Origin of the sequence: Flavobacterium chilense, from assembly GCF_001602525.1 — a bacterium.
GTDB lineage: Bacteria > Bacteroidota > Bacteroidia > Flavobacteriales > Flavobacteriaceae > Flavobacterium > Flavobacterium chilense.
The window spans coordinates 282,410-306,693 of record NZ_LSYT01000008.1; the positions used below are offsets into that span (position 1 = coordinate 282,410).

Annotated in this window: 23 protein-coding genes; 11 read left to right on the forward strand and 12 right to left on the reverse strand. The window is 31.3% G+C overall.

Going from position 1 to position 24,284, the window contains the following annotated elements; translation table 11 throughout:
• Positions 1 to 3,027: a SusC/RagA family TonB-linked outer membrane protein gene (locus tag A4F88_RS19095; RefSeq protein ID WP_068844357.1), complete on the reverse strand. Its 3,027-nt coding sequence runs from the start codon at positions 3,025 to 3,027 to the stop codon at positions 1 to 3.
• A gap of 624 nt (positions 3,028 to 3,651) precedes the next feature.
• Between A4F88_RS19095 and A4F88_RS19100 the strand changes: the two genes are divergently transcribed.
• From A4F88_RS19100 to A4F88_RS19135, 8 genes are all read left to right on the forward strand, one after another.
• Positions 3,652 to 3,900 (forward strand): helix-turn-helix domain-containing protein, encoded by a 249-nt coding sequence (locus tag A4F88_RS19100; protein WP_068844358.1) that lies wholly within the window; start codon positions 3,652 to 3,654, stop codon positions 3,898 to 3,900.
• 176 nt (positions 3,901 to 4,076) lie between these two features.
• Positions 4,077 to 6,563, forward strand: a complete 2,487-nt coding sequence (locus A4F88_RS19105; RefSeq protein WP_068844359.1) for a hypothetical protein — start codon at positions 4,077 to 4,079, stop codon at positions 6,561 to 6,563.
• A gap of 116 nt (positions 6,564 to 6,679) precedes the next feature.
• The gene (locus tag A4F88_RS19110) at positions 6,680 to 7,234 is read left to right on the forward strand and encodes a hypothetical protein (RefSeq protein ID WP_068844360.1); all 555 of its coding nucleotides are present in this window, start codon (positions 6,680 to 6,682) and stop codon (positions 7,232 to 7,234) included.
• A gap of 22 nt (positions 7,235 to 7,256) precedes the next feature.
• On the forward strand, positions 7,257 to 7,877 hold the full coding sequence (locus A4F88_RS19115; protein WP_068844361.1) for a hypothetical protein: 621 nt from the start codon (positions 7,257 to 7,259) through the stop codon (positions 7,875 to 7,877).
• A 172-nt stretch (positions 7,878 to 8,049) separates the two neighbouring features.
• Entirely contained in the window at positions 8,050 to 8,370 is a 321-nt protein-coding gene (locus A4F88_RS19120) for a hypothetical protein (RefSeq protein ID WP_068844362.1), read from the forward strand.
• Complete coding sequence (locus A4F88_RS19125) at positions 8,363 to 9,322, forward strand: MvdC/MvdD family ATP grasp protein (RefSeq protein ID WP_068844363.1); 960 nt, start codon at positions 8,363 to 8,365, stop codon at positions 9,320 to 9,322. The genes A4F88_RS19120 and A4F88_RS19125 overlap by 8 nt, the downstream gene beginning before the upstream one ends.
• Complete coding sequence (locus A4F88_RS19130; protein WP_068844364.1) at positions 9,319 to 10,083, forward strand: hypothetical protein; 765 nt, start codon at positions 9,319 to 9,321, stop codon at positions 10,081 to 10,083. The genes A4F88_RS19125 and A4F88_RS19130 overlap by 4 nt, the downstream gene beginning before the upstream one ends.
• 35 nt (positions 10,084 to 10,118) lie before the next feature.
• Positions 10,119 to 11,777: a DUF4209 domain-containing protein gene (locus A4F88_RS19135; RefSeq protein ID WP_068844365.1), complete on the forward strand. Its 1,659-nt coding sequence runs from the start codon at positions 10,119 to 10,121 to the stop codon at positions 11,775 to 11,777.
• Positions 11,778 to 12,125: 348 nt separating this feature from the next.
• On the opposite strand, the gene A4F88_RS19140 is transcribed toward A4F88_RS19135, so the two are convergent.
• The 4 genes from A4F88_RS19140 to A4F88_RS19155 form a co-directional block, all read right to left on the reverse strand.
• On the reverse strand, positions 12,126 to 12,524 hold the full coding sequence (locus A4F88_RS19140) for a hypothetical protein (protein ID WP_068844366.1): 399 nt from the start codon (positions 12,522 to 12,524) through the stop codon (positions 12,126 to 12,128).
• Positions 12,525 to 12,559: 35 nt separating this feature from the next.
• Positions 12,560 to 13,114 (reverse strand): hypothetical protein, encoded by a 555-nt coding sequence (locus A4F88_RS19145; protein WP_178368492.1) that lies wholly within the window; start codon positions 13,112 to 13,114, stop codon positions 12,560 to 12,562.
• Positions 13,115 to 13,279: 165 nt separating this feature from the next.
• Positions 13,280 to 14,092, reverse strand: coding sequence for a UPF0489 family protein (locus A4F88_RS19150; protein ID WP_068844368.1), 813 nt, complete (start codon positions 14,090 to 14,092; stop codon positions 13,280 to 13,282).
• Between the two features lie 41 nt (positions 14,093 to 14,133).
• Positions 14,134 to 15,297 carry an RES domain-containing protein gene (locus A4F88_RS19155; protein WP_068844369.1) on the reverse strand — a complete coding sequence of 388 codons (1,164 nt, stop codon included), beginning with the start codon at positions 15,295 to 15,297 and terminating at the stop codon, positions 14,134 to 14,136.
• Between the two features lie 378 nt (positions 15,298 to 15,675).
• Here A4F88_RS19155 and A4F88_RS19160 point away from each other — a divergent pair, with 378 nt between their 5' ends.
• The 3 genes from A4F88_RS19160 to A4F88_RS19170 all read left to right on the forward strand — a co-directional run bounded on the left by A4F88_RS19160 (position 15,676) and on the right by A4F88_RS19170 (position 17,923).
• Positions 15,676 to 16,428 carry a hypothetical protein gene (locus A4F88_RS19160; protein WP_068844370.1) on the forward strand — a complete coding sequence of 251 codons (753 nt, stop codon included), beginning with the start codon at positions 15,676 to 15,678 and terminating at the stop codon, positions 16,426 to 16,428.
• Positions 16,429 to 16,580: 152 nt separating this feature from the next.
• Complete coding sequence (locus A4F88_RS19165; RefSeq protein ID WP_068844371.1) at positions 16,581 to 17,150, forward strand: hypothetical protein; 570 nt, start codon at positions 16,581 to 16,583, stop codon at positions 17,148 to 17,150.
• A 131-nt stretch (positions 17,151 to 17,281) separates the two neighbouring features.
• Positions 17,282 to 17,923 (forward strand): DUF4240 domain-containing protein, encoded by a 642-nt coding sequence (locus A4F88_RS19170; RefSeq protein WP_143155052.1) that lies wholly within the window; start codon positions 17,282 to 17,284, stop codon positions 17,921 to 17,923.
• Between the two features lie 748 nt (positions 17,924 to 18,671).
• On the opposite strand, the gene A4F88_RS19175 is transcribed toward A4F88_RS19170, so the two are convergent.
• From A4F88_RS19175 to A4F88_RS19205, 7 genes are all read right to left on the reverse strand, one after another.
• Positions 18,672 to 19,787, reverse strand: coding sequence for a Shedu anti-phage system protein SduA domain-containing protein (locus A4F88_RS19175; protein WP_068844372.1), 1,116 nt, complete (start codon positions 19,785 to 19,787; stop codon positions 18,672 to 18,674).
• A gap of 224 nt (positions 19,788 to 20,011) precedes the next feature.
• Positions 20,012 to 20,683 carry a hypothetical protein gene (locus tag A4F88_RS19180; RefSeq protein WP_068844373.1) on the reverse strand — a complete coding sequence of 224 codons (672 nt, stop codon included), beginning with the start codon at positions 20,681 to 20,683 and terminating at the stop codon, positions 20,012 to 20,014.
• Positions 20,684 to 20,742: 59 nt separating this feature from the next.
• Positions 20,743 to 21,600, reverse strand: coding sequence for a phospholipase D family protein (locus A4F88_RS19185; RefSeq protein WP_068844374.1), 858 nt, complete (start codon positions 21,598 to 21,600; stop codon positions 20,743 to 20,745).
• A gap of 383 nt (positions 21,601 to 21,983) precedes the next feature.
• On the reverse strand, positions 21,984 to 22,511 hold the full coding sequence (locus tag A4F88_RS19190; RefSeq protein WP_068844375.1) for a hypothetical protein: 528 nt from the start codon (positions 22,509 to 22,511) through the stop codon (positions 21,984 to 21,986).
• 60 nt (positions 22,512 to 22,571) lie between these two features.
• Positions 22,572 to 23,036: a hypothetical protein gene (locus A4F88_RS19195; protein ID WP_162268805.1), complete on the reverse strand. Its 465-nt coding sequence runs from the start codon at positions 23,034 to 23,036 to the stop codon at positions 22,572 to 22,574.
• A gap of 12 nt (positions 23,037 to 23,048) precedes the next feature.
• On the reverse strand, positions 23,049 to 23,420 hold the full coding sequence (locus tag A4F88_RS19200) for a hypothetical protein (protein WP_068844377.1): 372 nt from the start codon (positions 23,418 to 23,420) through the stop codon (positions 23,049 to 23,051).
• Positions 23,421 to 23,435: 15 nt separating this feature from the next.
• The coding region (locus tag A4F88_RS19205) for an RHS repeat-associated core domain-containing protein (protein WP_068844378.1) at positions 23,436 to 24,284 on the reverse strand (849 nt) is incomplete at its 5' end.

A 24,284-nucleotide genomic window follows, 5' to 3' on the forward strand; every position in this document is an offset into this window, starting at 1 on the left:
TTAAAAAGTAAGCTGAAGCCCGGTTGTAAATACCTTTAAAGGTGGAAGGCTTGTTGTGAATCTGGATTCGGGATCAGCACCCTTATAGGAAGTGATCGTGAAAAGATTCTGTCCCTGAAATACCAGTCGGCATTTTACTCCTTTAAGCCACTGCTCAGGGATAGTATAAGACAATGATAAATTTTTAAGCCGTATGTAAGAGGCATCCGTTATCATGGCATCACTGGCATAAAACTTGTAAAATGCATTCATAGCTTCACTATTTACCCCTGTGGTGTACTGTTGATAGGTGGCCGTATCTCCGGGGTTTTGCCAGTGGTTCATGACCTGCACAGGCTGATTGGCCATAGCGCCGGGTAGTCCAGTACTATATGATCCGTTATAGTTCAGCTGATTGACAAACTGAAAAAGAAAATCCAATTGCCAGTTTTTGTAGGTAATGGTATTTTGAAACCCACCGAAATATTTTGGATTCAAATCACGGATAGCCTGCTTATCCTGTGGTGATGTAATTAAACCGTCTTTATTGAAATCCTCAAATTGGTAAATTCCTGTTGTGGGATCTATTCCCGTATAGTGGTATAATTTCTTAATGTTTAAAGGCTGACCAATTACATACTGATTCTCATAAGTTGATCCTTTCAGATCAGGAAAAGACAACAGTTTATTGCGGGCGATTGTCAAATTAAAACTGCTTGTCCAGTTAAAGGATTCTTTTTGAAAGTTTACTGTTCTAAGGGTAAGCTCAATCCCTCTGTTTTGTACTGTGGCATCTAAATTTGCCTGTATGGAATTAAATCCGGTTGTCGCAGGAAGAGGAATACCAACCAATTGGTTGGAAGAACGGTTGCTGTACCAGCCCGCCGTTAGAAATATACGGTCTTTTAAAAAACCTATTTCCAATGCCAGTTCGAATTTTTTATTGGTTTCCCAACCGAAATTAGGATTAAACAAACGTGTCGGTTCCAGACCATTTATACCTCCATAATTGTTTCCCGAAGAACCATAGGTATCTAAAAACTGGTAGTCACCAATCTGGTCATTTCCGGTGGTACCATAACTGGCTCTTAATTTTCCAAAACTTAAGAAACCAAGATTCTCTTTTACGAATCTTTCATTTGAAAACAGCCATGCACTTCCAATCGCTCCAAAAGTCGCAAACTGCCTTCCGGGGCCGAACCTACTTGAACCGTCCCTGCGTCCGGTAAGATTTACGATGTACCGTTCATTCCAGGAAAAATTAACCCTCCCGAAAAAAGCCTGATATTTATAGACCGATTCACTATCCACCAAATCAAACACATGAAAGGCTGAAGAAAGATTATAAATCAAGCTGTTGCTGCTAAATCCGTTGGCTTCCTGTACCAATTGGTTTGCTGTCTGCTGTTGAAATGTACTTCCAATAAGGATTTCGGTTTTTCCTTTGCCAAATTTTTTAGACCATGAAATTTGGGGTTCGATAATCCATGATTTTCTGGTCGTGTTATTGACATAGATAGAGGAGTATTCACTGCCTAATCCATAAGCAGGATCATACATGGTGGATGGCTGAGTCCGACTGTCATCAAAACGCGTATCGGTAAAACCAAAACTCGCTTTAGCAATTAAATTGGGCAGGATGTTATAAGATAAGAGGCTATTGGCAAAAAGGTCATTGGATCTTGAAGTGTATTTCCCTTCCAGATTGCTCATGGGATTATTCCAAGTGCTGTTTTCCCAATTTAAATTTCCCTCTTCATCATATAATGCGGGTGCGTTGGGTGGTAGAAGAATAACTTGTTGGGTTATATCAATCCCTGGCTGGTTATTTTCCTGAGCAGTGTAGCCCATAGAAAAATTGATATGGAATTTTTTATTTTCGGATTCATGGTTCAGATTTGCATGCAGGTTTCCTTTGCGGTAATTGTAGTTGCCAGGGAAAACTGTGGTTTCCTTATGAAAATTACCGTTGATAAGAAATTGCGTTTGGGAAGAGCCTCCAGATATGGAAGCTTGCACATCATTAATTTCTGAAGTTCCTCCAATGAGCACTTTTTGCCAATCTGTATAGCGGTTCTGATCCCATGTTCCATTGACATCATAATCGGTTGGACCGTAAGGAATACCATCATTGATAAAAGCTTCCCTGCGCATTTGCAGGTACTGCTGTGTATTCATAAGTTCCATAAGGCGAGTCACAGAGCCAAATCCACCCGATACATTTGCAGAAAATTTTGTTTCGCCTTCCTTGCCTTTTTTAGTGGTTATAAGTACCACTCCGTTTGCTCCCCTTGAACCGTAAATGGCGGTTGCATCGGCATCTTTTAGAACTTCAATACTTTCTATATCTGCTGGATTGATACTGCTTAAAGGACTTGTCGGTCCGGGGAGCACAATCCCTGTCAGATCAGAACCTACGGCATCCGAGGAGTAAGGAATACCATCAATAATATATAACGGCCTGTTCCCATCAGAGCGTAAACTATTCTGTCCCCTGATTTGTATATCGAAACCGCCTCCGGCAACACCTGTATTTTGAGTAATATTAACACCCGCCATTCGTCCCTGCATAGCTGCAAGCACATTGGTGACAGGCTGTTTTTCGATATCTTTTGAACTGATTTTTGAAATGCTTCCGGTGCGTTCACTGTTCTTTACAGAATAGTAACCGGCATTGATCTTAACTTCCAGCAGAGAGGTCGCATCTTCCCGCATTTGCACATTAATTATTTTGCGATCCCCAACAAGAATTGTTACAGTCTTAAAACCAAGGTAAGTAAAAATCAGGGTGTCGCTATGAGATACATTTATGGCAAATTTGCCATCGAAATCCGAAAAGACCGTTTTTTGTTGGCCTTTGACTGTAATACTGACTCCGGGAAGGGGATTTGTACCATCAGTCACTGTACCCGTGACTTGAGATTGTTGTTGTGAAACGGAAAACCGTAAGGGATTCCGTGCTAAGGCTGGCGTACAAAAGAGGTAAAACCCGAAAATAAACGGATACCAAAGTGCGGCCAACCCTTTATTTAATGAAAAAGTTTTCATAATATTGGGTTAGTTTTAATGAGACGTTAGTTTTATTAGCTTTGGTCCTCTATACTAGTTTGTCGACGGGTTAGAGGGCCTTTTTTTATGTGATATCCATTGGGAAGCATGTAGACATCACTACAAAATTTGCCAGTTTTATAGCCTGCAACTGTAAAATGACTAACTCAAAATGAAAAATAGGACAGTACAGGCATTAAATAGTGGCTTTAATCTTTTTTACTTCATAAGCATGTAGGTTTATTGGTTAGATTATAACTAATTACGAGACTATTAAATAGTGAAGTGCGCTAAGAATAAAAGCTGAAGGAATTTAAAAGCCAAAAAAAGAGGCGCGGAACTCAGCTTATTGCATCAGAGGTACTGGTATACCATGCGCGCGAATAAGTGAGCCCACACCCTTTAAGGCGTGAGCATCTACACTTATCATCCCGCGCGTTTAAAAATTACCAGTTTTCTGATGCGGGTTCAAAGCGAATGCTTCAAATATTTTTTATGAAGAGTCGCAAAAATACATTACAAATTGTAATGATAAAACAAATATAGTAAAAATATGTTTCGTGGGCGAAATCACCCACACTATTTTTTTTAAATCATCAGAAATTGCTTTATTAAATATTTACTATGAGTAACAGTCTAATAAAAGTAGAATTTCAAAAATCATTTGGAAACCAAGTAGAAAAGTTTCGAGTAAAGCAAAATTTGAGCTATAGACAATTGGCCCAACGTTGTGATCTTGATCATAGCACAATAAGTAAAATTGAGAAAGGCGAAGTCAATATACAATTGTCATCAATTATTCAATTATCTAAAGGTTTAAAAGTGTCACCAAAGGATTTATTTAACTTTGATTTTGATTTAGATAAAGAATAGTTATACTAGATAATTTAAAGTACCACAAAAAATAAGATGCTAAAAGCATCTTATTTTATTATGCGGAAAACCGTAATACATAATTGTAAGTATTTTGTATGTTTGATATAGTGCAATATAAAGGGTCTCCTTACTACAATGTGTACTGACAAACCAACTAATTGAAATCTTTATCAATGGACGAGAAAATAGTAAACGACTTTCATCAAAAGATGACAGATGAGCGGCTTAACAATCACCATGCTCATGAACCTGAATTAAAAAGGATATATCGAGAAATCATATCTGCTATGTCTGCTGACTATTCAGAATATACTAAGCATGTACCAAAATTTTTGTCAAGCTTGGAAGCTAACAATCCGCACTCAATTTCTTACTCATTATTACATTTCTTTGAATTATATGAGCAGTTATTGAACACAAAGCAATTCAGTCCCTTCGACTTAGCTATAATGGATTATGAAGCGGATAAAAAAACAATTGCAAAAGTGAAACCAATTTTTGAAGCATCTCTTTCAAAGAATAATAAGCATAGATTGTCTGAAGAAAATTTTGACATCTCAACATTAACTGCTGTAGATAAAAAAGAAATGTCGGCACTTATCATTCATAAACTTCAAAATGATTCCAAACAATTGAATTGGACCCGTGAAATGGTAGATGGTACCATGATGCAGTTAACTTTTTTACGTCAAATATTGGGTTCACTTCATAATATTGAATTATTATACCATGCGGTCGGATTGTTTATTGACAGGTTGACATCTTCGGAGTACTATCAGGCTGGACGAGATATTGCAGAAGAGATAATAATTTCATCCTACAAAGATGGTATGCCTGAACTAGGATATTTTAATTCATTTCGCTTATACTCAAATGTTGGCAGTATACACGCTGCCTTATTATATGCCAACCTTAGTATCACAAGCATACTGAATAAGCCCGCTCCATATTCCGAAAAGTATATAAAGGAAATCATTTGGCAGGGAATTAAATTTTTCAGAAATGTAAAACTTTATCCATGGGCAGCAAAGATATACAGGGAAATCCCTGTTGAGTTAATTTATACTGGCCATGAAAGAAGATCTCTTGATCACAGTTACTTCACGTTATTACTAATGATGTTGGAGCCATCTCTACCGCCAAAGTTGCTAGACTATATGCATAAAGAGAGGGAGAAAATAATTAGTGGCGGAATAAATGAAGCATTACCTTGGCTTTTGACACTGTACAATGTAAGAAGGCTTTATCCTAATGCTGATTTCGGCGTAACTGGTTTTGGCTTCTTTCTTAGCATTTTTGAATTAATTGTTCCTTCTGAGACAATTAAAAAATATAAAGATATTATTGAAGGAGTTTCCGAAGAGCTTAAAAAGCATCTCAAGGAATCGCTGGTTAAGCTAAATGAAACTAGAAACACCACTGACTTTGTATATGATAATGAAATTGCAATCAGGATTTCAAATCGCTTGATTGAATATAGTAAAAAAAATCAAGATGCACCGGCATTTCTTTTGTCAATGATGTTAAAGTCAGACTATAGTATCTTATTCAAACAAAAAGAATCGAAAAAACTTGCTCCACTAATACTGCCTGAAATAAACGTTGATAGTTTAGAATCACTTTATGAGAATAAGGATTCCTTTTTGCAAGCGTTTCCAGTCAACATAAGCAAATCAATGAACTGGCTTGGTTTTTCAGAAGGTAAATTATACCAGCTTCAGCTGTTCAATAATGAATACAAATTTTCTTCTTTATATGATTGGAATCATGATGAATATAAAGAATTACTTAACAGCAATTTTTTCGTTGATCTTAGCTTCGATGATACAATAAAAGATAAAGGTGGTGTAAGACAGATTTCACCAGAAGAGTTTGATGAGGAAGAAAAAAATATGGCAAAAAAACTAAGTATAGGCAAAATTCAAGTTGATGAACATGCCGAAGAAGTTTATATAGTGAAGGACATGGAACTATCTAGCTATCCTCACAATCTATTACTGAATGAAAAGGGTGATTTTATAGCGAAGAATATTCCAATAACAAATGTACTTTCAACTGAATGGTTACTTCAAACGAATGGTTTTCAGCCATTACCGGCAGATTTCAGTAAGTCTATTTGGATTCCAATTGAAAGTGGCGATTATCCTCTAAGCTATTTGTTCAGTAATATTGAAAAAACTTTGCAAGACAATTCGTTTAAAGTGTTTAAAGAAGTTGAACTCACCGAACCTCTTTCATCCGATATTAATATTGTTTGCTCCCATGGCGCTAAAGATATTTCGGAAACTCAAATAGTGTTCCAAGAAAACACTGCTACCTATGATCTTAATTCTGTTATAGGAAAAGGTAAAATTCTAATTTTTTTTGTGTGTTATTCAGGATCAATGAAAACAGAATTTTTTAGAAACAATATTACCTCAATGGTTAAGAGATTTATTGCGCAGGGGTATGAGTCTGTTATTGCTCCTTATTGGGCTTTGGATGTTACGATTCCAAGATACTGGTTGCCTGAATTTTTAGAATCCCTTGATAGAGGTCTAACCACATCTCAAGCAATGTTTAATGCTAACAGAAAAGTATATGCTCAATATCCTACTCCAGCAGCTTGGGGTTGTTTGCACTTATATGGAAATCCAAATCTTAAGATTAAAGAGTCTTGATAATATCCAATACCTCCCTTCCATATCTAAATAAAACAGAAAAATGCTACTTTTAAAGTACAGCTTTCGTAGAAAGTTACAAAAAAATCCAAATTAATAGAAATGGCTAATAAAAAATGAACGAAAAGATTAAAGAGTTTAGTTTAAATGCAATAGCACCTTTACTAAACGTTTCAGAAAAAGGAGCAACGCAGATTTACCAATTTGACATTGATTGTTTTGAGATGAAAGATTACAACTATGTAAATGTTTTAAAAGAAAGTGATTTTTCACATATTTTTGATGTGGTTACAAAAATCGCTGGACCTTGTGTATACTATTTTGAAATTTTATCGGGTCATACTCCCGAAGAAATAGTAAATAGAGTAACTGAATACAAATTGACCCAAAATTCAAAAGCCGTACCTGCTATCAAAAAGAATTTTCCACATAGTAGAATTCTCTATGTTGGCAAAGTCAAAAAAGGAATTTGGGGAAGACTAGTTCAGCACTTAGGCTATTATAAAGTTCAGGGAACACAAGGACTCCAACTTTTCTATTGGACAAAAGGAACAAATGTTTCTTTGAGAATGAATATATTTGAATTTGAGCACGAAATGGCTGACTATATGGGAGTTTTAGAGCATAAGCTCGCAAAAGAATTGAAACCAATTTTGGGAAAACATAATTAATTATATTTTTCAATCTAGAGAGATGAAACAACCCAAAATCTATTTTGATAAAGAAACTTATACTTCAGTTCTTTCACAATCAATTTTGGAAGCATATTGGCAAAATATTGCAGGAAAATTTACATTAAGTATAGATGAAATCAGTAAGAGATTTGAATTGAACTCAAAAGAAATAACAGCTATTGTTTCTAGTACCAAGTCTCATATTGATTTTGGTATTTGTAATGCTTGTGGTGAAATGAACTTTACTTGTGTAGAAAATAGAACAAAAGCCAAACACATTTTCGAAAATTTCTATTACTATTTTTTTTGTTTTGAATGTAGGAAGAAGGTAGATAAATTTTGCAAAAACCTTAATGATTCAGAAACCAAAATTGTATGGATGAGATTGAGTTTTAAATATCAATTGTGGAAAGAATTAGATATAGATGAAATGAATTTTCTTAAAGCAATTTATTATTTAAAATCTTGGAATCGAATATATCATGAAGTTATTAAATTAGACTTAGATTATAGCTTTAAAGTTCTTTTCAAGCTTGATAAGATGCATTTGATTTATTACAACAAAGATCAATTAACAGGACAAGTTAAAATTAAAATTATGGAAGACTTACAAAGCCTCATTACGAATAAAAATATATAATTATTTCTGATAACTTATCAAAAACAAATTCAATGACTAGTAAAATAACAAACCAATAGTTCAGTAATATCATGAGTAACAATTCCAATTTAAATAATGTCTATATTTGAATATCAATTTACTATCCGAGATTATTAAATCGTGAAGTATATAACATAAAAAACATTAACTTATGAGGCCATTAATTTTAGATTACTCCGTTGAAAGAGTTGGTGAATATAAAGCCATTTTTCAATATGATGATTTACTTTCGTTGAATGTTATCCGTACTAAAACTGAGAAAATACCTTTCATAGATTTTCATAATGAAGATATTAATTTAAGCACAACAACAAAAGTTTTAAATGAATCAAATATCGAGAATGATGGTTATAATATATCATTATTTGAAATGTCAACCAAAACTAGAGTTAGGCAAGAAGCAGATGACGACCCAATCTCATTACTAGAATTAACAACAAAAACATTAGTAAAGCAGGAAAGTGATGATTAAAATCTTATTAATAACTAACAAAACTGATGTTACAACTGATTTTGTGGTTAGAAGATTGACAGAACAAAATATAAACTTTTACAGGCTTAATACAGAAGACCTTCTTACAAAAAACAAATTAAGTTTCAATTTTCAAAAAAATGAGTTTATATTATATGATAAAGAAATTGATTTAAAAATTGATTTATTGAAAGTTAAATCGGTCTATTATAGAAGACCAATACTGCCTAGTTTTCCAAGCGATGAATTGACATCTGGAGAGCAAACTTTTATACTAAATGAAATCACTTATTGGATTGAAGGGTTGTACAAAATATTGAGAAATGCATTTTGGATTAGCCCTGTATTCTCGATAAGAGAAGCTGAATCAAAAATATTTCAGCTGCAAATTGCCAAGGAGTTAGGATTTAAAGTGCCAGATAGTTTAATTACTAATGATGTAGATACTGCAAGAAAGTTCATAGGATTATCTCCAAAAATAATTAAACCAATCAAAACAGGCTTGATTGACGATAAAGTTAAAAGCAAGGTGATTTTCACCTCAGTTTTTAACAATAGCGATCAAATTGAAAGGATAGAATCATGTCCCTCATATTTCCAGGACTTCATCGACAAAGCGACTGATATTAGAGTAACAGTTGTCGGTGAAAAAGTTTTCCCAGCTTCTATTCTTTCACAGGAATTTGAAGAAACTAAAGTCGATTGGAGAAATGGTGAGAATTTAAAATTAACATATGAAAAAATTAATTTGCCAAAAAAAATTGAGGAATTATGTGTAAAATTAACTAAAAAGTTAGGTCTTAATTTTGGCGCAATTGATTTTGTAAAAGATAAAAATGATGAATTTGTCTTTTTAGAAATTAATCCTAATGGGCAATGGGCATGGATTGAAAGACAATTAGATTATAATATATCTCAAGAAATATGTAATCAGCTTATTAAAGAATTATGAAACAACTCAGAGAATTTTTTTGGCCTCTATTGGAAAAAGCTAATCCTAAAACTTTAAAAGAATATTCGGTAGATAATATTAATGTTAGTGAAGAAAATATAGATAAGGTTTTAGATCTTTGCCAAAAAACATACGATTCGGAACTGAGTAGAGGTTCTTCTGTTGAAACAAAATCGTCTTTATTTATTGGGACATTAAGTGTCGTTACATCAGTGGTGTTAGCAGTAACTACAACATTAGTCAACAAAAATAATTTTAGTTTGGCTTTATTATCAATTGTAATTTTATTATTTGTTCTCATTGTTTATATGGTGCGAACGATTTGGTTTTCAATTAAAGTTTTAGAAAGAAGAAGTTTTCATACTATACATCATAATGATTATCTTTTTAGTGAAGGAAAACTTGAATTTAGTAAAAAACTAATTGTTCAATTAATAAATAAAACTAATCGAAATACTACTACCATAAATTCAAAAGTAAATAATATGACAATGGCTCAGGAGTATTTCAAAAGAGCGATAGTCGTTTTACTTCTATATTCTGTGTTACTATTATTATTTTTTGTGAAAAGTTTTTTACCTGATTTAAATTTAATACTTTCAAAAATAATCGTAGTTATAAATTCAATTTATTTGAGTTCTGGTTTAATCTGCTTATTCTCAATTTTGTTTTTAATATCTTTAGTATTTAATTTAATCTTGTGTAAAAAATTAAAAAAAAGAAAACTTTTGAGAAAAACTAAAATCTTAAAAACTTCTTGACTCCATTCAAAGCACATTAAAAAGAAAATATTTTTATGTCTGAAATCATTAATAAACATTTTCTAGAAGAATATGATTTGGGAACTATCAGGACTAAATCAAACTTTTTACTTCATTCGGGAAGTTTAGAAGAAATGGATCGACAAATCATCTCTTACATTGATGTAATCGGTGGACTTAGTATCCTTGATTCGGACAGTAATACAAATAGTATAACTGAATACAGGCCCGGACGGCAAATACTAAATGTTATCGCTAGTTGGGGAAATGATATCGTAAATCCTTATATCCGGGGATTTTTGTTTGACATCCTTCAATGTAATAAAATAAACAAATTCGCTAATGCCAAATCAGCAATTGAAGCATATTTGAAAATTTGTGAGGTGCGCGAAAATTTAAGTGAGAAAAGGGATTATTATATAAGACTTATTAATATTCTTAAAGGATTAGGCAAGGGTAATAGGACACTTATCCCTATTTATTTTGAGGTCATTAAACATGATATACTTAAAGCAGAAATATTAAAGGAATGCTATTCTATTATAGAACTCGTCAAGGAAATGACTGCTCTAAATCTTGAACCAATCCAATATGAACCTTTTATTCTTAAAATAGAGAACAATATTGGAACTTTCCTTGAAAAGTCGGAATTCAAACATTACCGTGAATGTCATCAGGTACTTGCAATACTGAAAAAAGAAAATTTGATTTTTCATCGTACAGAAATCGCACGTGGATATATTATGGAGGCAGATGATTTTGATCTCCTAGAAAATGCTTCCCAACATATGATCGCTGAACTTTACAAAAAAGGGCTTAGGATTTTTAAGCTCTTAAATATAAAAAATAAGGAAACGAAACTACTGGCTAATAAATTACTTGAAATACAGAAAAAAGCCGCAGCTCAGCTCATCGGCATGGTTATAAGCCAGCCAGCTTCCATAGACGCAGAAACAATTGAGCTTCCTGGCTTTGATAATATTTATCAGGCTGTTTATTGGCTGATTGGACTTGATCTTCCCTCAAGATCAGAATCTATTGAAGAGTTTGAAAAAAGCAAAAACAAATTTATGCATTTGCAATTTCTCAGTGCGGATATGACAAACTCACAGGGAAACACAATTGGCATTAGTGAGGATAGTGAAAAGCTTTTATATAGAGATGCTTCCATGAGAAGAGAAATTATTTGTAAAATGATTTTAAAACCTTTTTATAACAAGTTTTGTGACAATTTTGCTATTTCTGAGACTGAAGTATATGAATTGGTTTCAGGTAGCATATTCATTTCAACAGAACAACTTCCTCTATACGTGCACGGACTTTACAATGGTTTTTGTGGAAATTTTGCCATAGCTGTCCATTTGCTAATTCCGCAAATAGAAGCCGGATTAAGATTTATTTTAAAAAACAATGGGGTTGTAACTACCAAATATTTGGATGAAGTGCAGACTGAAAACGGTCTCACATCTTCCCTAAATAATTTAAAGGGCATTCTCCATGAAGATTTATTATTTGATCTTGAAGGATTATTAAATGAGCCTTTTGGAGACAATTTGAGAAACGATCTGTCGCATGGATTAGTAGATATTTCAAAATTATATTCTGCCCCGGGATTTTATACTTGGTGGCTTGCATTAAAACTAAGTTTAGAGATCGAAAAATATATCGTAATCTCACAAAATACCAATGTATAAGTTTTTAACATTATGAAAAATATCTTTGTAATTGTTTAGTTCTGGTTTGTGGCTCTATTTACGCCCAACAGAAAAAAGATATTCTTAACCTCTTCAAGTATAAACTCCGCTGGTATCTAAACAATGTAAATGATTCCACAAAAGTAAAAGAAGATATTGAAGAGCAATTGAACAAACCAAGCCTAAACCTAAGCCTAAAATCAATTCTTATAATAGAATTTGTTTCCTGCATAAAAATATAAAACCACTCTGTAAAGAAGTGGTTTTATATTTTTATGTCTGATCCTGTCAACCTCTAAGTTGGATTAAATTACCTGCTGAATTTAAAAATATCAATTTTAATACAATTTATTTATTTGCCTTTTTGAGATAAATTTTTGGGAAATTCCTGTCAACAATTTTTAAATCTTTTCGAATTGTTTTAATAAGTTCCGTTAAATAAGTATCATGCAAATCATTTTCTTTCCCAACAGCTTCCTCTTCATAACGAATCATTTTCTTTACAACATCTTCACCAGCAATTAAAAGTAATTTATCTCTTGCAAAAACATACTTTTTTGTTGCTTCGTTATTATGATTTTCTCCGGCAAGCTGATGCAATGCCTCCATATAAGCAACATAATGTTCTTCTTTCAATTTCTTGGTTTGAAGAACTATACTGTTTTGATTTGCTAACAAAGCTCCAACGATTGATACTCCAATAGCTGTAATCGCACCTATAATTGAAATTATTAATTCTGTTGTCATAATCCTTTTTGTTTTATTGAGATTTTAAAACCACTTTATAAGTCATTTTGCTTGCTTTCCTCTAACAATTTCTCTATCATGTTTTTAAAGTCACTGTCTTTTTCTCTATTTGAATCAACATGAGAAAAATAATTTTGAGTATTGGGTGCCCAATCAAAATAAGTTCCCGCCTTTTTCGTAGCCATTTCATTTTGATGTTCCCTAGTTAAGTGTAGTTTTTGTTCAAATATTTTTTTAGGACTTTCATTAACCGTTTCAACATAAACTTTTAAAACATAATCACCTGAAAGAAACGAATAATCGTTGCCGTCTTTTGGTAATAAAAAATGATGATTACAGGCGATTCCACTTTTACTAATAAAAAGCCCACTACCTCGAACAAGTCCTTTGTCGTCGTAAACCCAAACATTAAAGTTTTGTACAGACTCGCCTCGTTGTAAACTGATAAACATATTTTGAATATATTGTCCTCTTTCAGAAGTGCTGTATAGTAAAGTTCGAATGAAAACTTTGTTATGTTTTTCACCCTTACCATCAGGTCCAAAATAAATAATAGTTGGACGGGTCATTTTTACAAATCCTTTTTTCATTCGAGTTAACCAAAAAGTTAATCCAGAAATCGCGAAGGCAGCTATTGAAATTATAATACTTATGTAATTGCTCATGTGTTGCTGTTTTTAATGACTTAAACTTTATTGTGTAATATATAACAATAAACCACAAACCACAGCAAACAATTACGTATTTACACTGAATTACCTTAAGGATTTTTTGCTTTTATGTTTCCACTCACAGCTCATCGGAGTAAACAAATTTGGTTCAAAATAAATTTTATTTATTATATCAAGTAATTTGTTAGATTTCAGCAAACCTCCACAATGTTCTGGCTCAGTTGCAATAGTAAAACCCTCTAATCTTTCAAAAACCCAATTAATCAAAGGCCGTTTAATTTCTAACATATTCACTATCTCTTTTTGTTTAAGATAAGTATATTTCTGTTCAAAATTTCCATTATTATATGGATTATTAACTGTAAAAAAATCTAAATCGATATCAAAGTATACGTTTTGTTCTGTAGATTTTAAAAGACAATCTTCAAGAGCTTCATAAGTTCTAAATTTTTTAATGGTATGTGTGTTTCCATACAAATCAATAAATATTTCATCTTCCCAATCTGATTCAAATTTACCTTGCCTACAATGGACATAAATATTTCCGACCAAATTGAGATATGCTGCACATAAAATGTGACCATCATTATTTCCTGCTAGTTTAGCCCAAGAAAAAAAAGCGACTTCTCCATCATTTTCAAGGTTTAAATTTTTCAGCCATTCCTTCTCAGTTTCACATGGAAAGCATAAATCTTGATGCCAATCTAAACTAAGTAAACATGGAGGAGTTTCAGATTTTAAATCTTTTTTCCATTTTGACCAATAAAAAAATGCATATCTATGTTCTTGAAAAACTGCAAGTTCAATAGATTTATTTGAATGTAATGGATGTGACAAGATTTCAACTAATGAACCAGGAGGTTTTATACCATGCTCATTTCTAAATTCAACTTTCATATTATTTCTTCTATTATAAAACTTGTGTTATCTGCGGTTATTTAGTGTTTTGTTATTCTGCATTTACCTTGTTCAACATCAGATTGTACTTTTTTGTACTTAATATTGTCAATTCTTTTTCCGTTTTGATACACTACATTTATTCGGTCATTTCGACCCAGCTTTCTGCTCGGACTGACTTTTGTTTCTTTTTTATAATTTTGAGGTGTGAAATTAAACAAAAGGTTTTTTGGCAACCCTTCTTCTTCGTTCCGAATCTGTTTTCCCTCTCCGACTTGTAACATTCTAAATATTTTAAAAGCTTTATTTGCTTTTTCCTCGTCATAGAGAATTTTTCCATTTTCAAAATCGAAAGCTTCTGTTCCAAATGAACCAATTATTTGGTCGGTTGTCACTTCCTCAGAAGTATGATCAAGGATATCATATTCATCAAGGATAAATCTTGTCTCAACACCAATCAAATTATATCTCTCTAATATGAGTTCATTCCTAATTGCTACATTCCATCCGTGTTTTTTTCTTTGTACACTTGGATACAATATTGCATCAAAGTTTAATTCAGAAACGACTGGATAAAACAGTTGGTCGGATGATATTTGACCGGTAAACAAATAATCTCTTGGTCTATCTCTTGAAATTCGAAGACTATAAATTTCTTCAAAAAACTCTTCAAGTAAATAATAAACTTCGTGAAGTTTACTCTTAATTTCTGGGTTTTTGGTTAATTCTTTCTTAACAATGAAAGAATTAACTTTTGTATTTGGTTTTAATTCAAAATGTGAAATAGTTATTACATCTCCATTTTGAGGTTTAGTTTCCCAATATGCACCAGCTTCTGAAGTAGCACAGTACAATACTTGCTGTTTAGGAATGTTGCATCTTCCAAAATTACAATAATCAATTGGTGGTGCTAATAATTGAGATATATCTGTTAAATAACTCAACTCTTTACCTTGAGCTTCCAGAATTCTATTGTTGTTTGAAATTCTGATAAGCCTTTTAGGTGGTTGGTCAGTATTAGAACCAACTTTTAGTGTAAAGAATTTTGAAATATCATTCCTCAAATTCTCAAATTCTTCGTCAGTTAAATCTTGAATCTTGCCAAATAAAGACCGATAATAATTCAACTTTTCAACTATTTTTTCGATAGGTTCTAAATCAGGTTCTCCTAAATTATCTTTGTTCTTTGTGATTTTCTCTATCATTATTATTTTTATAGTTTAATACCTATTACAAATTAAATAACCTTTCAATCAAGAAAGGACTAAAAAACAAATAACGCTAATAAATCCATCATTTCTTTACGGAAAACCATAACAAGAAAATGAATTCCATAGAATTACACAATACGTATTTATACTGTATTTTTATTCTGCATAAAACCACTAGACATAAAAAAACCTAGCACCAGATTCTATATCCAGTTGTTAGATTTCAAAATATTGCAATAAAGTTTTTGATGTTTAGACTTTGGTGAATTAAATTAAAAGTCATGTATATCTAACTCATTTCCGATAATTTTATCTAGTTTTATCATTTATATAAACTAGTTACCCGCTAGCATCAATCAGAATCCAAAAAATATGGCATCAGAGTTTGACTTAAATAAGGAAGAATTATACGAAATCCTAAATGCGAAAGGAATTAAGAATTTGTATCATGCCAATACAATTGCAACATCTATTACCTTTTTAAAACAAAAATCTCTTTTATCTAGAAAATATGTAGAAGATAATGGTCTAATACAGACTACCCAATATTCAGATGCTAAAGATAAAAGATTCAATATTTTAGACGATATATTTTTGGATGCAATGGACATACATTCTGAATTTAAAAGACCAAATAAATATGGGCCGTTTTTGTTTTCATTTAGCACTGAATTAATTAAATCTGATTTTGTAAAAACAATACGAATTACAAAAATGAATCCTGTGCATTGGAAATCAACTCAGTCGGAAAAAGATTGGTATTACTCAGATTTAAATGAATTTAATAATAATTATAAAAAAGGAAATAAATCTAAAGATGTTGGTTCAATGATAATTTTAAAAGATCTACATGGAAGATTTCCTTTACGCCCATTTTTAAATTATTTGATTCTTGACAATCCAAATCTGCTTGTTAATTACAAAAAGGAAAAAACATATTTAACAAACATTTTAACTGAAGAAATTTTAAAAGTAATTTCCGAAAATGAATTCCAAGATATTCCAAGAGAACTAAGACATCAACACAATGCATTAAATTGTAGTTGTTGGTTTAAATATAACTATTTTCACCTTAGAGATTTTGACGTATTAAAAAGACTTTTCCATCCAATTCCAAATGCATAAAAAACCAGCAGGTAACACACGTCTTGCCCAATTTGCAAATTTAACGGAATTACCGTTTTTTTCGTAATTTCGTTTAGCCGAAAATACTCTTCTTCGTAAGTTGCAAACTGCGCAAGACGCGGGAACGTTAGCAACAAGTTAAAAACAACATTATGAATATAATTGAAGATATAGCAGAAGAATTTTTAGAAGAATATTATACCGACTCTGGCAACAAAAGCTATTTTCTAAGCCAACTTAATATAGAATTGGCAAGACATAGAAAAGAAACAGATAAAATTCTATTCTTATCAACATCACGAGATTTGATTCAAGAAATGTATGATGAACATTTTCAAGATTGCAAAGAAAAAGAAAATTGTGACACTTTAAAATGGCACTTAAAATCAATTTTTTACATTACCAATTTACTTGAAGATTATTCTATTTCTAGTAGTAAAGAGAATTTGTTTACTAAATCAGAAAGAGATGTCTATTCTGAAAAACTTGATACGATAATAAGTGAAATTGAAACATTAAAGAAAGGCCACGAAGTAATTTATGATGGCATTTCAGAAGAAATTGAAGAACTAAAAAACCTGTTTTATTTAGGAAAGAAAAATTGGAAACAAATAATAGCAGGTAAGGCTATTGAAATGGCTGTAGGAGGTGTTGTTAGCGAAACAATTTCAAAAGATTTAATTCAACTTTCTGGTATTGCTGCACAGAATCTACTTAAATAAGCAGCTGCTAAAGGCGGTTTGGCGAGATTGCAAATTGTGTGGTAAATTTACGTTTACGTTATGCAAGAAATTTTATCTTTAACAGAAAATAATCAGTTCCGAAGCTCGCAACCTTATCAAACGCCGGAACGTTGGCAGTCATTGTAAACAAAAATTACACTAAAAAAATATCTATGGGAATATTTGACAAACTCTTTGGAGGAAAAAAAAATATAAAAGTTGAAAAACCTAAAATTACAAATTTTGTATCCTCAGATGAATTAATGGAGGAGGAAAAATTTTGGTCAATAATTAAAACAACAAAAGACAATTCAAAAGACAATTTTGAATTACAACAAGTAGCATTAGCAAATGAACTTCGCAAATTAACTCCTGACGAAATTATTTTATTTGGTAATCGATTTAGAAGTTATAGAGGTTTAGCTAACACTTGGGAGCTTTGGGGGGCAATTTATATTATTCACGGTGGATGCGGAGATGATAGTTTTAATGATTTTAGAGAATGGGTAATTGGACAGGGCAAAGACTTCTATAATAAAACAATTAAAAATCCAGAAACTCTTGTAGAAGTTGAAACCGAAAAAATTGAAGACTGTGATTGGGAAGGCTTAGGCTATGTTCCAGGAACAATTTTTGAAGAATTAACGGGACAAGAAATGCCTTATCCGTTTCAAGAAAACCATAATACGACTGGAAATGAATGGGAAGAAGATGGGAATGACTTGAAAAATTTGTTTCCTAAACTTTATGCTAAATATCCGGATAACATTTAACAGAGAAAACAACGATCACCAACAGGCTGTCGTGTGATTTTTTGAAATTTCTGCTATCATTCCGTGGCTTTAACCCGGTAGGAACTTTTATTACTTTGGTTTCGGTTAATACCAAAGTCAAATATACAAAAAGAACATTTATTAAGACTAAACTCCCACTTGCTTAAAACCCTTGTTAGTGGTCGTTATTTATTAAAAATTCCCTAATCCCAAATAATATTATCCACAACGGAACAATTTGAAATCCTACATTTTCGTACCATCTTCCACTCAATAGTGTTAACATGGAATAGCTTAAAAAAAATCCAAACAATATTGAAAATATACTTGAGTAAAAATGTGCTAATTTTAGAACTTTTGGATTCTGATTTGTTAACAGCAGCGAATATATCATTGAGAAAATAAATAACCCGAAAAATAAGGATATTGCTATTATAACAACTAAAGGGCGCGACTTAGTTTCTCCATAAATTGCGCAGGAAAATATAATAATGAAAAGGATTTTTGTGATTTGCCAAAAATAGAAGGACTTATCAAAAAACATTTTTAATTTTTCAAGCATTTATTTTAAGTTTTCTCTATTATACGTTTCGTATGGAATAATGGCCGCTATCGTTTCCAGGTTTTGCATCTGTTGCGGATTAAGGAAACCGAAACTTTCTGTTGACCCACTGCTTCAAAGATACAAAGCAAACTTTAAATTAAGGCCAAAACCCCAATAGCGTAAAAACTATGTTAGCGATAGTAATTATTTGTTTAAGATTTCTAGCATCGTTTTCGCTTTTATAAGCAAATCATCATAAGTGAGAACTGAAATAATTCCGTTAAATATTCTATTCCTTCTAATTAAACTTTCTTTATTCTTTTCTGTTAAATCAGAATTTCTTCCAATAATTACAAATGCTTTAGGACTAATAAAACCATTAATTTTAGAATTTGCGTAAGAATTGTTTTTTTCAATCCAATTTATCCAGTCAATTACTTGTTGTTCAGCATGAACCAATTCTTTAGTCGGATTACCTTGTTTTGTATATAATTTCAAATTACTTGATTCAATTTCAACAACGTCAATTACACCAGAGAATTGTTCTAAAGCATAATCAATTTCATATTCAGAACCTAGTCTATGTTTTGGAAGAATTTTAGAATATTCAATACCAAAAAGAATAGGGTTTTCTGTTAAAATTGATTGAAGTTCGTTCTCATTTCTATTGTTATTTATAAGAGCAATTTCTAATTTTGAAATTGCAACTTCTAAATAATTTAATGTTCTATATGCATTATTTAATTTTAAGAATTCTTCTTGTAGATTTTCTTTTAATAAAAGCACATCTAATGCAGACCAAAACTTTGTTAAATCTATATTTTTTAAATTATTTACTTTGAAATCGTTTATTTCTTTAGAGTTTGTTGCTTTTAATTTAACACTTCTACCTTCATTATCTGGTGCTGTAAATCCCGTTTCTAGAATGCTTTTATAATATTTAGATAATTCTTTTTCCATACTCGATGTGTTCGGATAAACAGGAACGTCAATTGCCAAAGCCAAAGCTAAAGTATCTTTAACATTGTCAAATACGTTTTCATTTTCATAACTTTCAAAGGTTATATCTAAAATGTGGTCGTATTTTAATTGAAATGTTTCTAAACAAAGTAAGGTAGAAATAACATGTATTTTTGGTGTGTTATTTTTTACATCAAATATTAATTCTTTGGCATTTTCAATTAAAGCAAAATTGCTATTTAATACATCTGAATTATAATTTATTGATTTTAAATAGTTTGCAATTATTTTGTTTTTTGTATCATCAATTAGTAGGTCAATTTTCTTTTTATTTTTCCAATTATCTAATCTTTTTTTCATTATGATTGGTATATATTGATGATGTGATTTTGCAAATATTTCACTGAAATTATTTATATTCTCCGAGTCTGCTATATTATTACCGTTAACGTTCCTGCGCTAGGCGAGGTTGCGAGGTTCGGAACCGAGTTTTTTCGGCTAAGATAAATTTCTTGCGAAACGTAAACGTGAACTTACCACTAAATTCGCAATTGCGTGAAATCGCTGTTGGCAGTAGTACTGTTTTAAATCTGTCTAAATTCTTGACTTCCCATTTTCGGTTTCTTCTTTGCGTGAATATTTGTATTTGGTGGGAAAAATTCGGTAAAATAGGTTTTACGTTGCTCATCTTGATATTCAATTACAAACTTTGTTTTCCGAATTTCGTCGTTAAAGTGATTTGATAGCTCGTTTAATGATTCCTGTGACGAAAAGTTTCTTCCAAAATTATATTCAGCTTTAATAATTTTTGATTTGTCTACAGTAAGTGAATCAAGTAAGTTTGTTTCATTTAGAAATTTTAAAGAATAATTTTTTTCGACGTAAACCTTAACATTATATGCATTCTGAGTCGAATTATTTCTGATTATTAAATTGTATTTGTACTCAAAATCATAGTGAAAAATGCCATTTTCTTGTGGTAAATAATGACCTTCCGCATTCTGTGGACTCAAGCCTGGCACCATCATCTGTGGTCCACGATTACTGCCAGTTCGTTTTAATTCTGCTTCCACATTTGGTCTTGTATTTTCTCCGAAGAATTTTATTGCTAAGAAACAAATTAAAGCAACTGTCGAAACTGATAACAGAATAATTGGTTCATAGTCCCAATTGTTTTTCATAGCCCAAATAAACCCGCCAATAATTCCAATTATGGACCCTAAGAAAGTGTTTGTGTCTTCTAAAATTTTTTTCATTATGTGTGCTAAGTATTACTGCCAACGTTGCAGTAGCTGTTGTGCGTTCGCTTTTTTATTTATAATATCGGTTTTCTCATTGATGTTTTTCCAAATGATTCTTTTCCAGTTCTATGACAATAATTTTCTTTGTAATCATAATTTGAAAAACTTTTCCAACTTTGGTAAGAATAATCACAAAATGGCATTTTTGGATTAAAAATAATTTTTTGTCCAGTTCTAATGCAAAAACCATTAGTTGGCTTCTCAATTTCTGTTCTCGTAGGAACATTTATTTCTTCAGAACCTAAAATAATTTCTTCTTTAAAATCTAAAATTGTTTTGATTGCATTTCGATTATTGTTTCCAAAACCAGAATAAAATTTATCGGTTGTATCAATTAAAATATCAGATTTCACATAGTTTTTCCCTAATATTACACTTAATAATTTCTTTTGGTAAACTGGTCTTTTTACAAATACTGCTTCGTTTTCTTCTGCAAGTTTCCAACAAGTTTCCCAAGCATCTTTTTCAGTTTTATTTGTTATTTTGTTTACAATATTTAGTTCAGAATATACCCCAAATTCAATATTGTTTTTGAATGAATAATCATAAAGATTTATAGAAGTTATAACTCCTTTTTTCTCATTTCCGTAATATTTTGCGTGTAAATTTGGAACATAAATAATGCTGATATTTAGGAATTTTTTGAAATATTCAAAATCATTTTTGCTTAAGCTTCGGCTGATATTATTTTCGTTTTTTCCAAAAACAATTAAAATATGGATTTTTGGATTATTCAAATGATTGTCAAATAACTTTTTGAAATAATCATCTAATTTTATAAATGGCGAAACAATTAAAAGTGTTTCTTTTGTTTCCCATATTATTTTAGAAATAGTTTCTTCGAGTTCTGAACCTGTAATAAATTTGCTCATTTTTATATTAAATCCTTTCTTTTTTCGTTAGGTTTTCTGTCTCTCGAAAGTGACGCACAACTAATTTATATCTATGACTTGATCATACAAATACGTCCAAAATAGTTAGCTATGTATTATCAGTATTGTATTTATTCTCAAATATATAATAATTAATTTCACAAATTACTAAATGGTTTAACTTACTTTAAACCATTTTATATTTATTTTTCAGGTTCAATAAAAAGTAGCTCTTTTTCAACTTCACGTCTTTTATAGTATTCTTTTCCGGATAGTGCAGAACTTTTACTTAATTTATTTACATGATTCGAGTATGAGACATAAAAGCCAAAAGCCACTTCATTACGGAGTGGCTTTTTATGATTTAATCTTAATTTTTTGAATTATGGTGCAGTAGTTTTACTACTAATTAATATCCATTTTTTTTGTTCGCACGAATATTCAAAAACAGTTGTTGTTCCTCCGCCATTTGCAAATTGATACTTGTTTTTACTACAAGTAACTTTAAAATCGATAATGGTAATTTTCAATTGATTGTTTTCTAAATTGGGTATTATTTTCCATACATCAATTCCTTCTTTTAATAATTTTTTATTTTTTTTATTGTAAATATCAATTTGTTTAAATTTAATGTCAATATCTTTTGATGTTGGCATTAAGTACGCTTGGTTATTATTGTCAATTAAATATATATTCTCAATGTGATGTTTATAATCAGCAATATAATTCTTCCAATTATCTGTTTCATTTTTTTTGTTTAACTCTCCCTGAAAGTCTCTATATGTTTCAATAGATTTAATAACAATTGTAGAATCAATTAATTTTTTATAATCATCTAATTTATTTTGTGAGTATAAATTATAATTTATCAAACTAAAGAGGATACAAAATCCAATAAACATTTTATTCATAAAACCTTTTTATTCATTTCTAAAAACAAAAACCTAGCATTGCTAGGTTTTATGTTATCTTTAAGACGCCTCCGGGACACTTGAACTAATACGAAGATTAATTTCCGTAATTAATTGATTACAATTTTTAAAATATAATGGAGACACGATCAATTTTTTGTCCTTTTCTAAATTAAGTATATAGCTGTAATACCCGGGAGTAATTTGACCGACCTCACATATATAAGAACCGTCAATAAATTCTTTATCTAAACTTTTGATAGATGTGTAAGGAATACTTTCTGTCTTTCGTGATAGAAAATAGATTTTTGTGATTGTTTTTTCTTCCGCGATGAGTTTATAAATAGAATTTAAGTTATAAAACAAAACTAAACATCCAAGTATTAAAAGAAAAATGACAGGAAAAAAAACGTCAGCATCTTTTTTATAATAAACCTTAACATCCACAAGCAAAACACCTAAACCAATACAAATAATTGGTATAAATACATTTCTCAAAAGGTAAAGCTTTTCAAATTTTGACACTACTATCATTTTTTATTTCAAATCCTCTTTCACATACAGCCCTTTGACATTTCTCGCAAAGAAAATATCGGGTAAAGGACCGTCCTTTTTTACATCCCATATTTTTTTGTTACCATTAATAGAATCAAGCATAATAAATCCTGAATTTAATCTAGTTTTATCTTCCATTTTTTGTGGAAGATTAAAATAATATTTTTTCCCAACTTTAATTTTTCTGTAGGACTTATTAATTACTAAACTATCATTTCCATATACAATAATCGCTTTATAATTGTTATGTTCTATGAATATTGCTCCTGCGTCAATTTTAACTACTTTATATTGACCCGAATAGTTTTGTGTTTGAAAAAACACTAAAATTAGTATCCAAAATTGTGTTATCATTTTATATTTAGTTATTTATTTTTTTTTAACAGGAACTTGATATAAAGGAAGGAAACTTCCATTTGGTTTAAATAAGCCCTGCCATAGTGTTCCATCTTTTCTTAGACCTCTATCGGGTTCACCGACTCTAACGTGTCTAGGGTCTAAAGCATCTGCCTTATTATGAGCCGCATCATAATTTTTATAACCATCTGTTCCTGGTATTGCTGGTCCAGAAGGAGTTTGAGTTTCCTGAGCTCTTTTTCCTTCTTGGTATCCTTCTAGAGTTTCGTGTAAAACACCTGTTCCTTCTGGAGTTCCTTCAAATTCATCTACTTTTTTTGCAAAATCTGGATTAACAGTTTGATTAGCAGTAGCAGTTCCGTCTGCGTTAACAGTGCTTCCATCAAAAGAACCTGAACTAGATAAATAATCACCACTACCATCAGTACTTTGATTACCTAATGTTGAATTTAAATTAACTGTTACGTTTTTATCTGTGGTCGCCGCTTTTAATTCTTTATCTGCTTTAGTTTTTGCTTCACCTGTTGCAGTTACTTTTCCTTTATCATTCATTGTCAATGTTAGACTTGTCGATTTTTGTAGTTGTGCAAGAGTTTTGTCAGCTCCTGGTCCCTTAATTATAACATCACTTGGGGACATCCCATCAGGGTCTGTAAATCTCATCGGATTATCAAAACAATAATTATATGGACTATGTCTTCTCATTTTCTCCGCTAAAGGGTCAATATTACTCCAACCTGCTCTCGCAGGGTCATAAAGTCTCGAGCCATAGTCATACATCCCAAGTCCCAGCTCGTCCTGCAGCTCTTTTCCATTAAACTTATACTTTAAGGCATCACTAGTTGAATTTTTAACCGTATT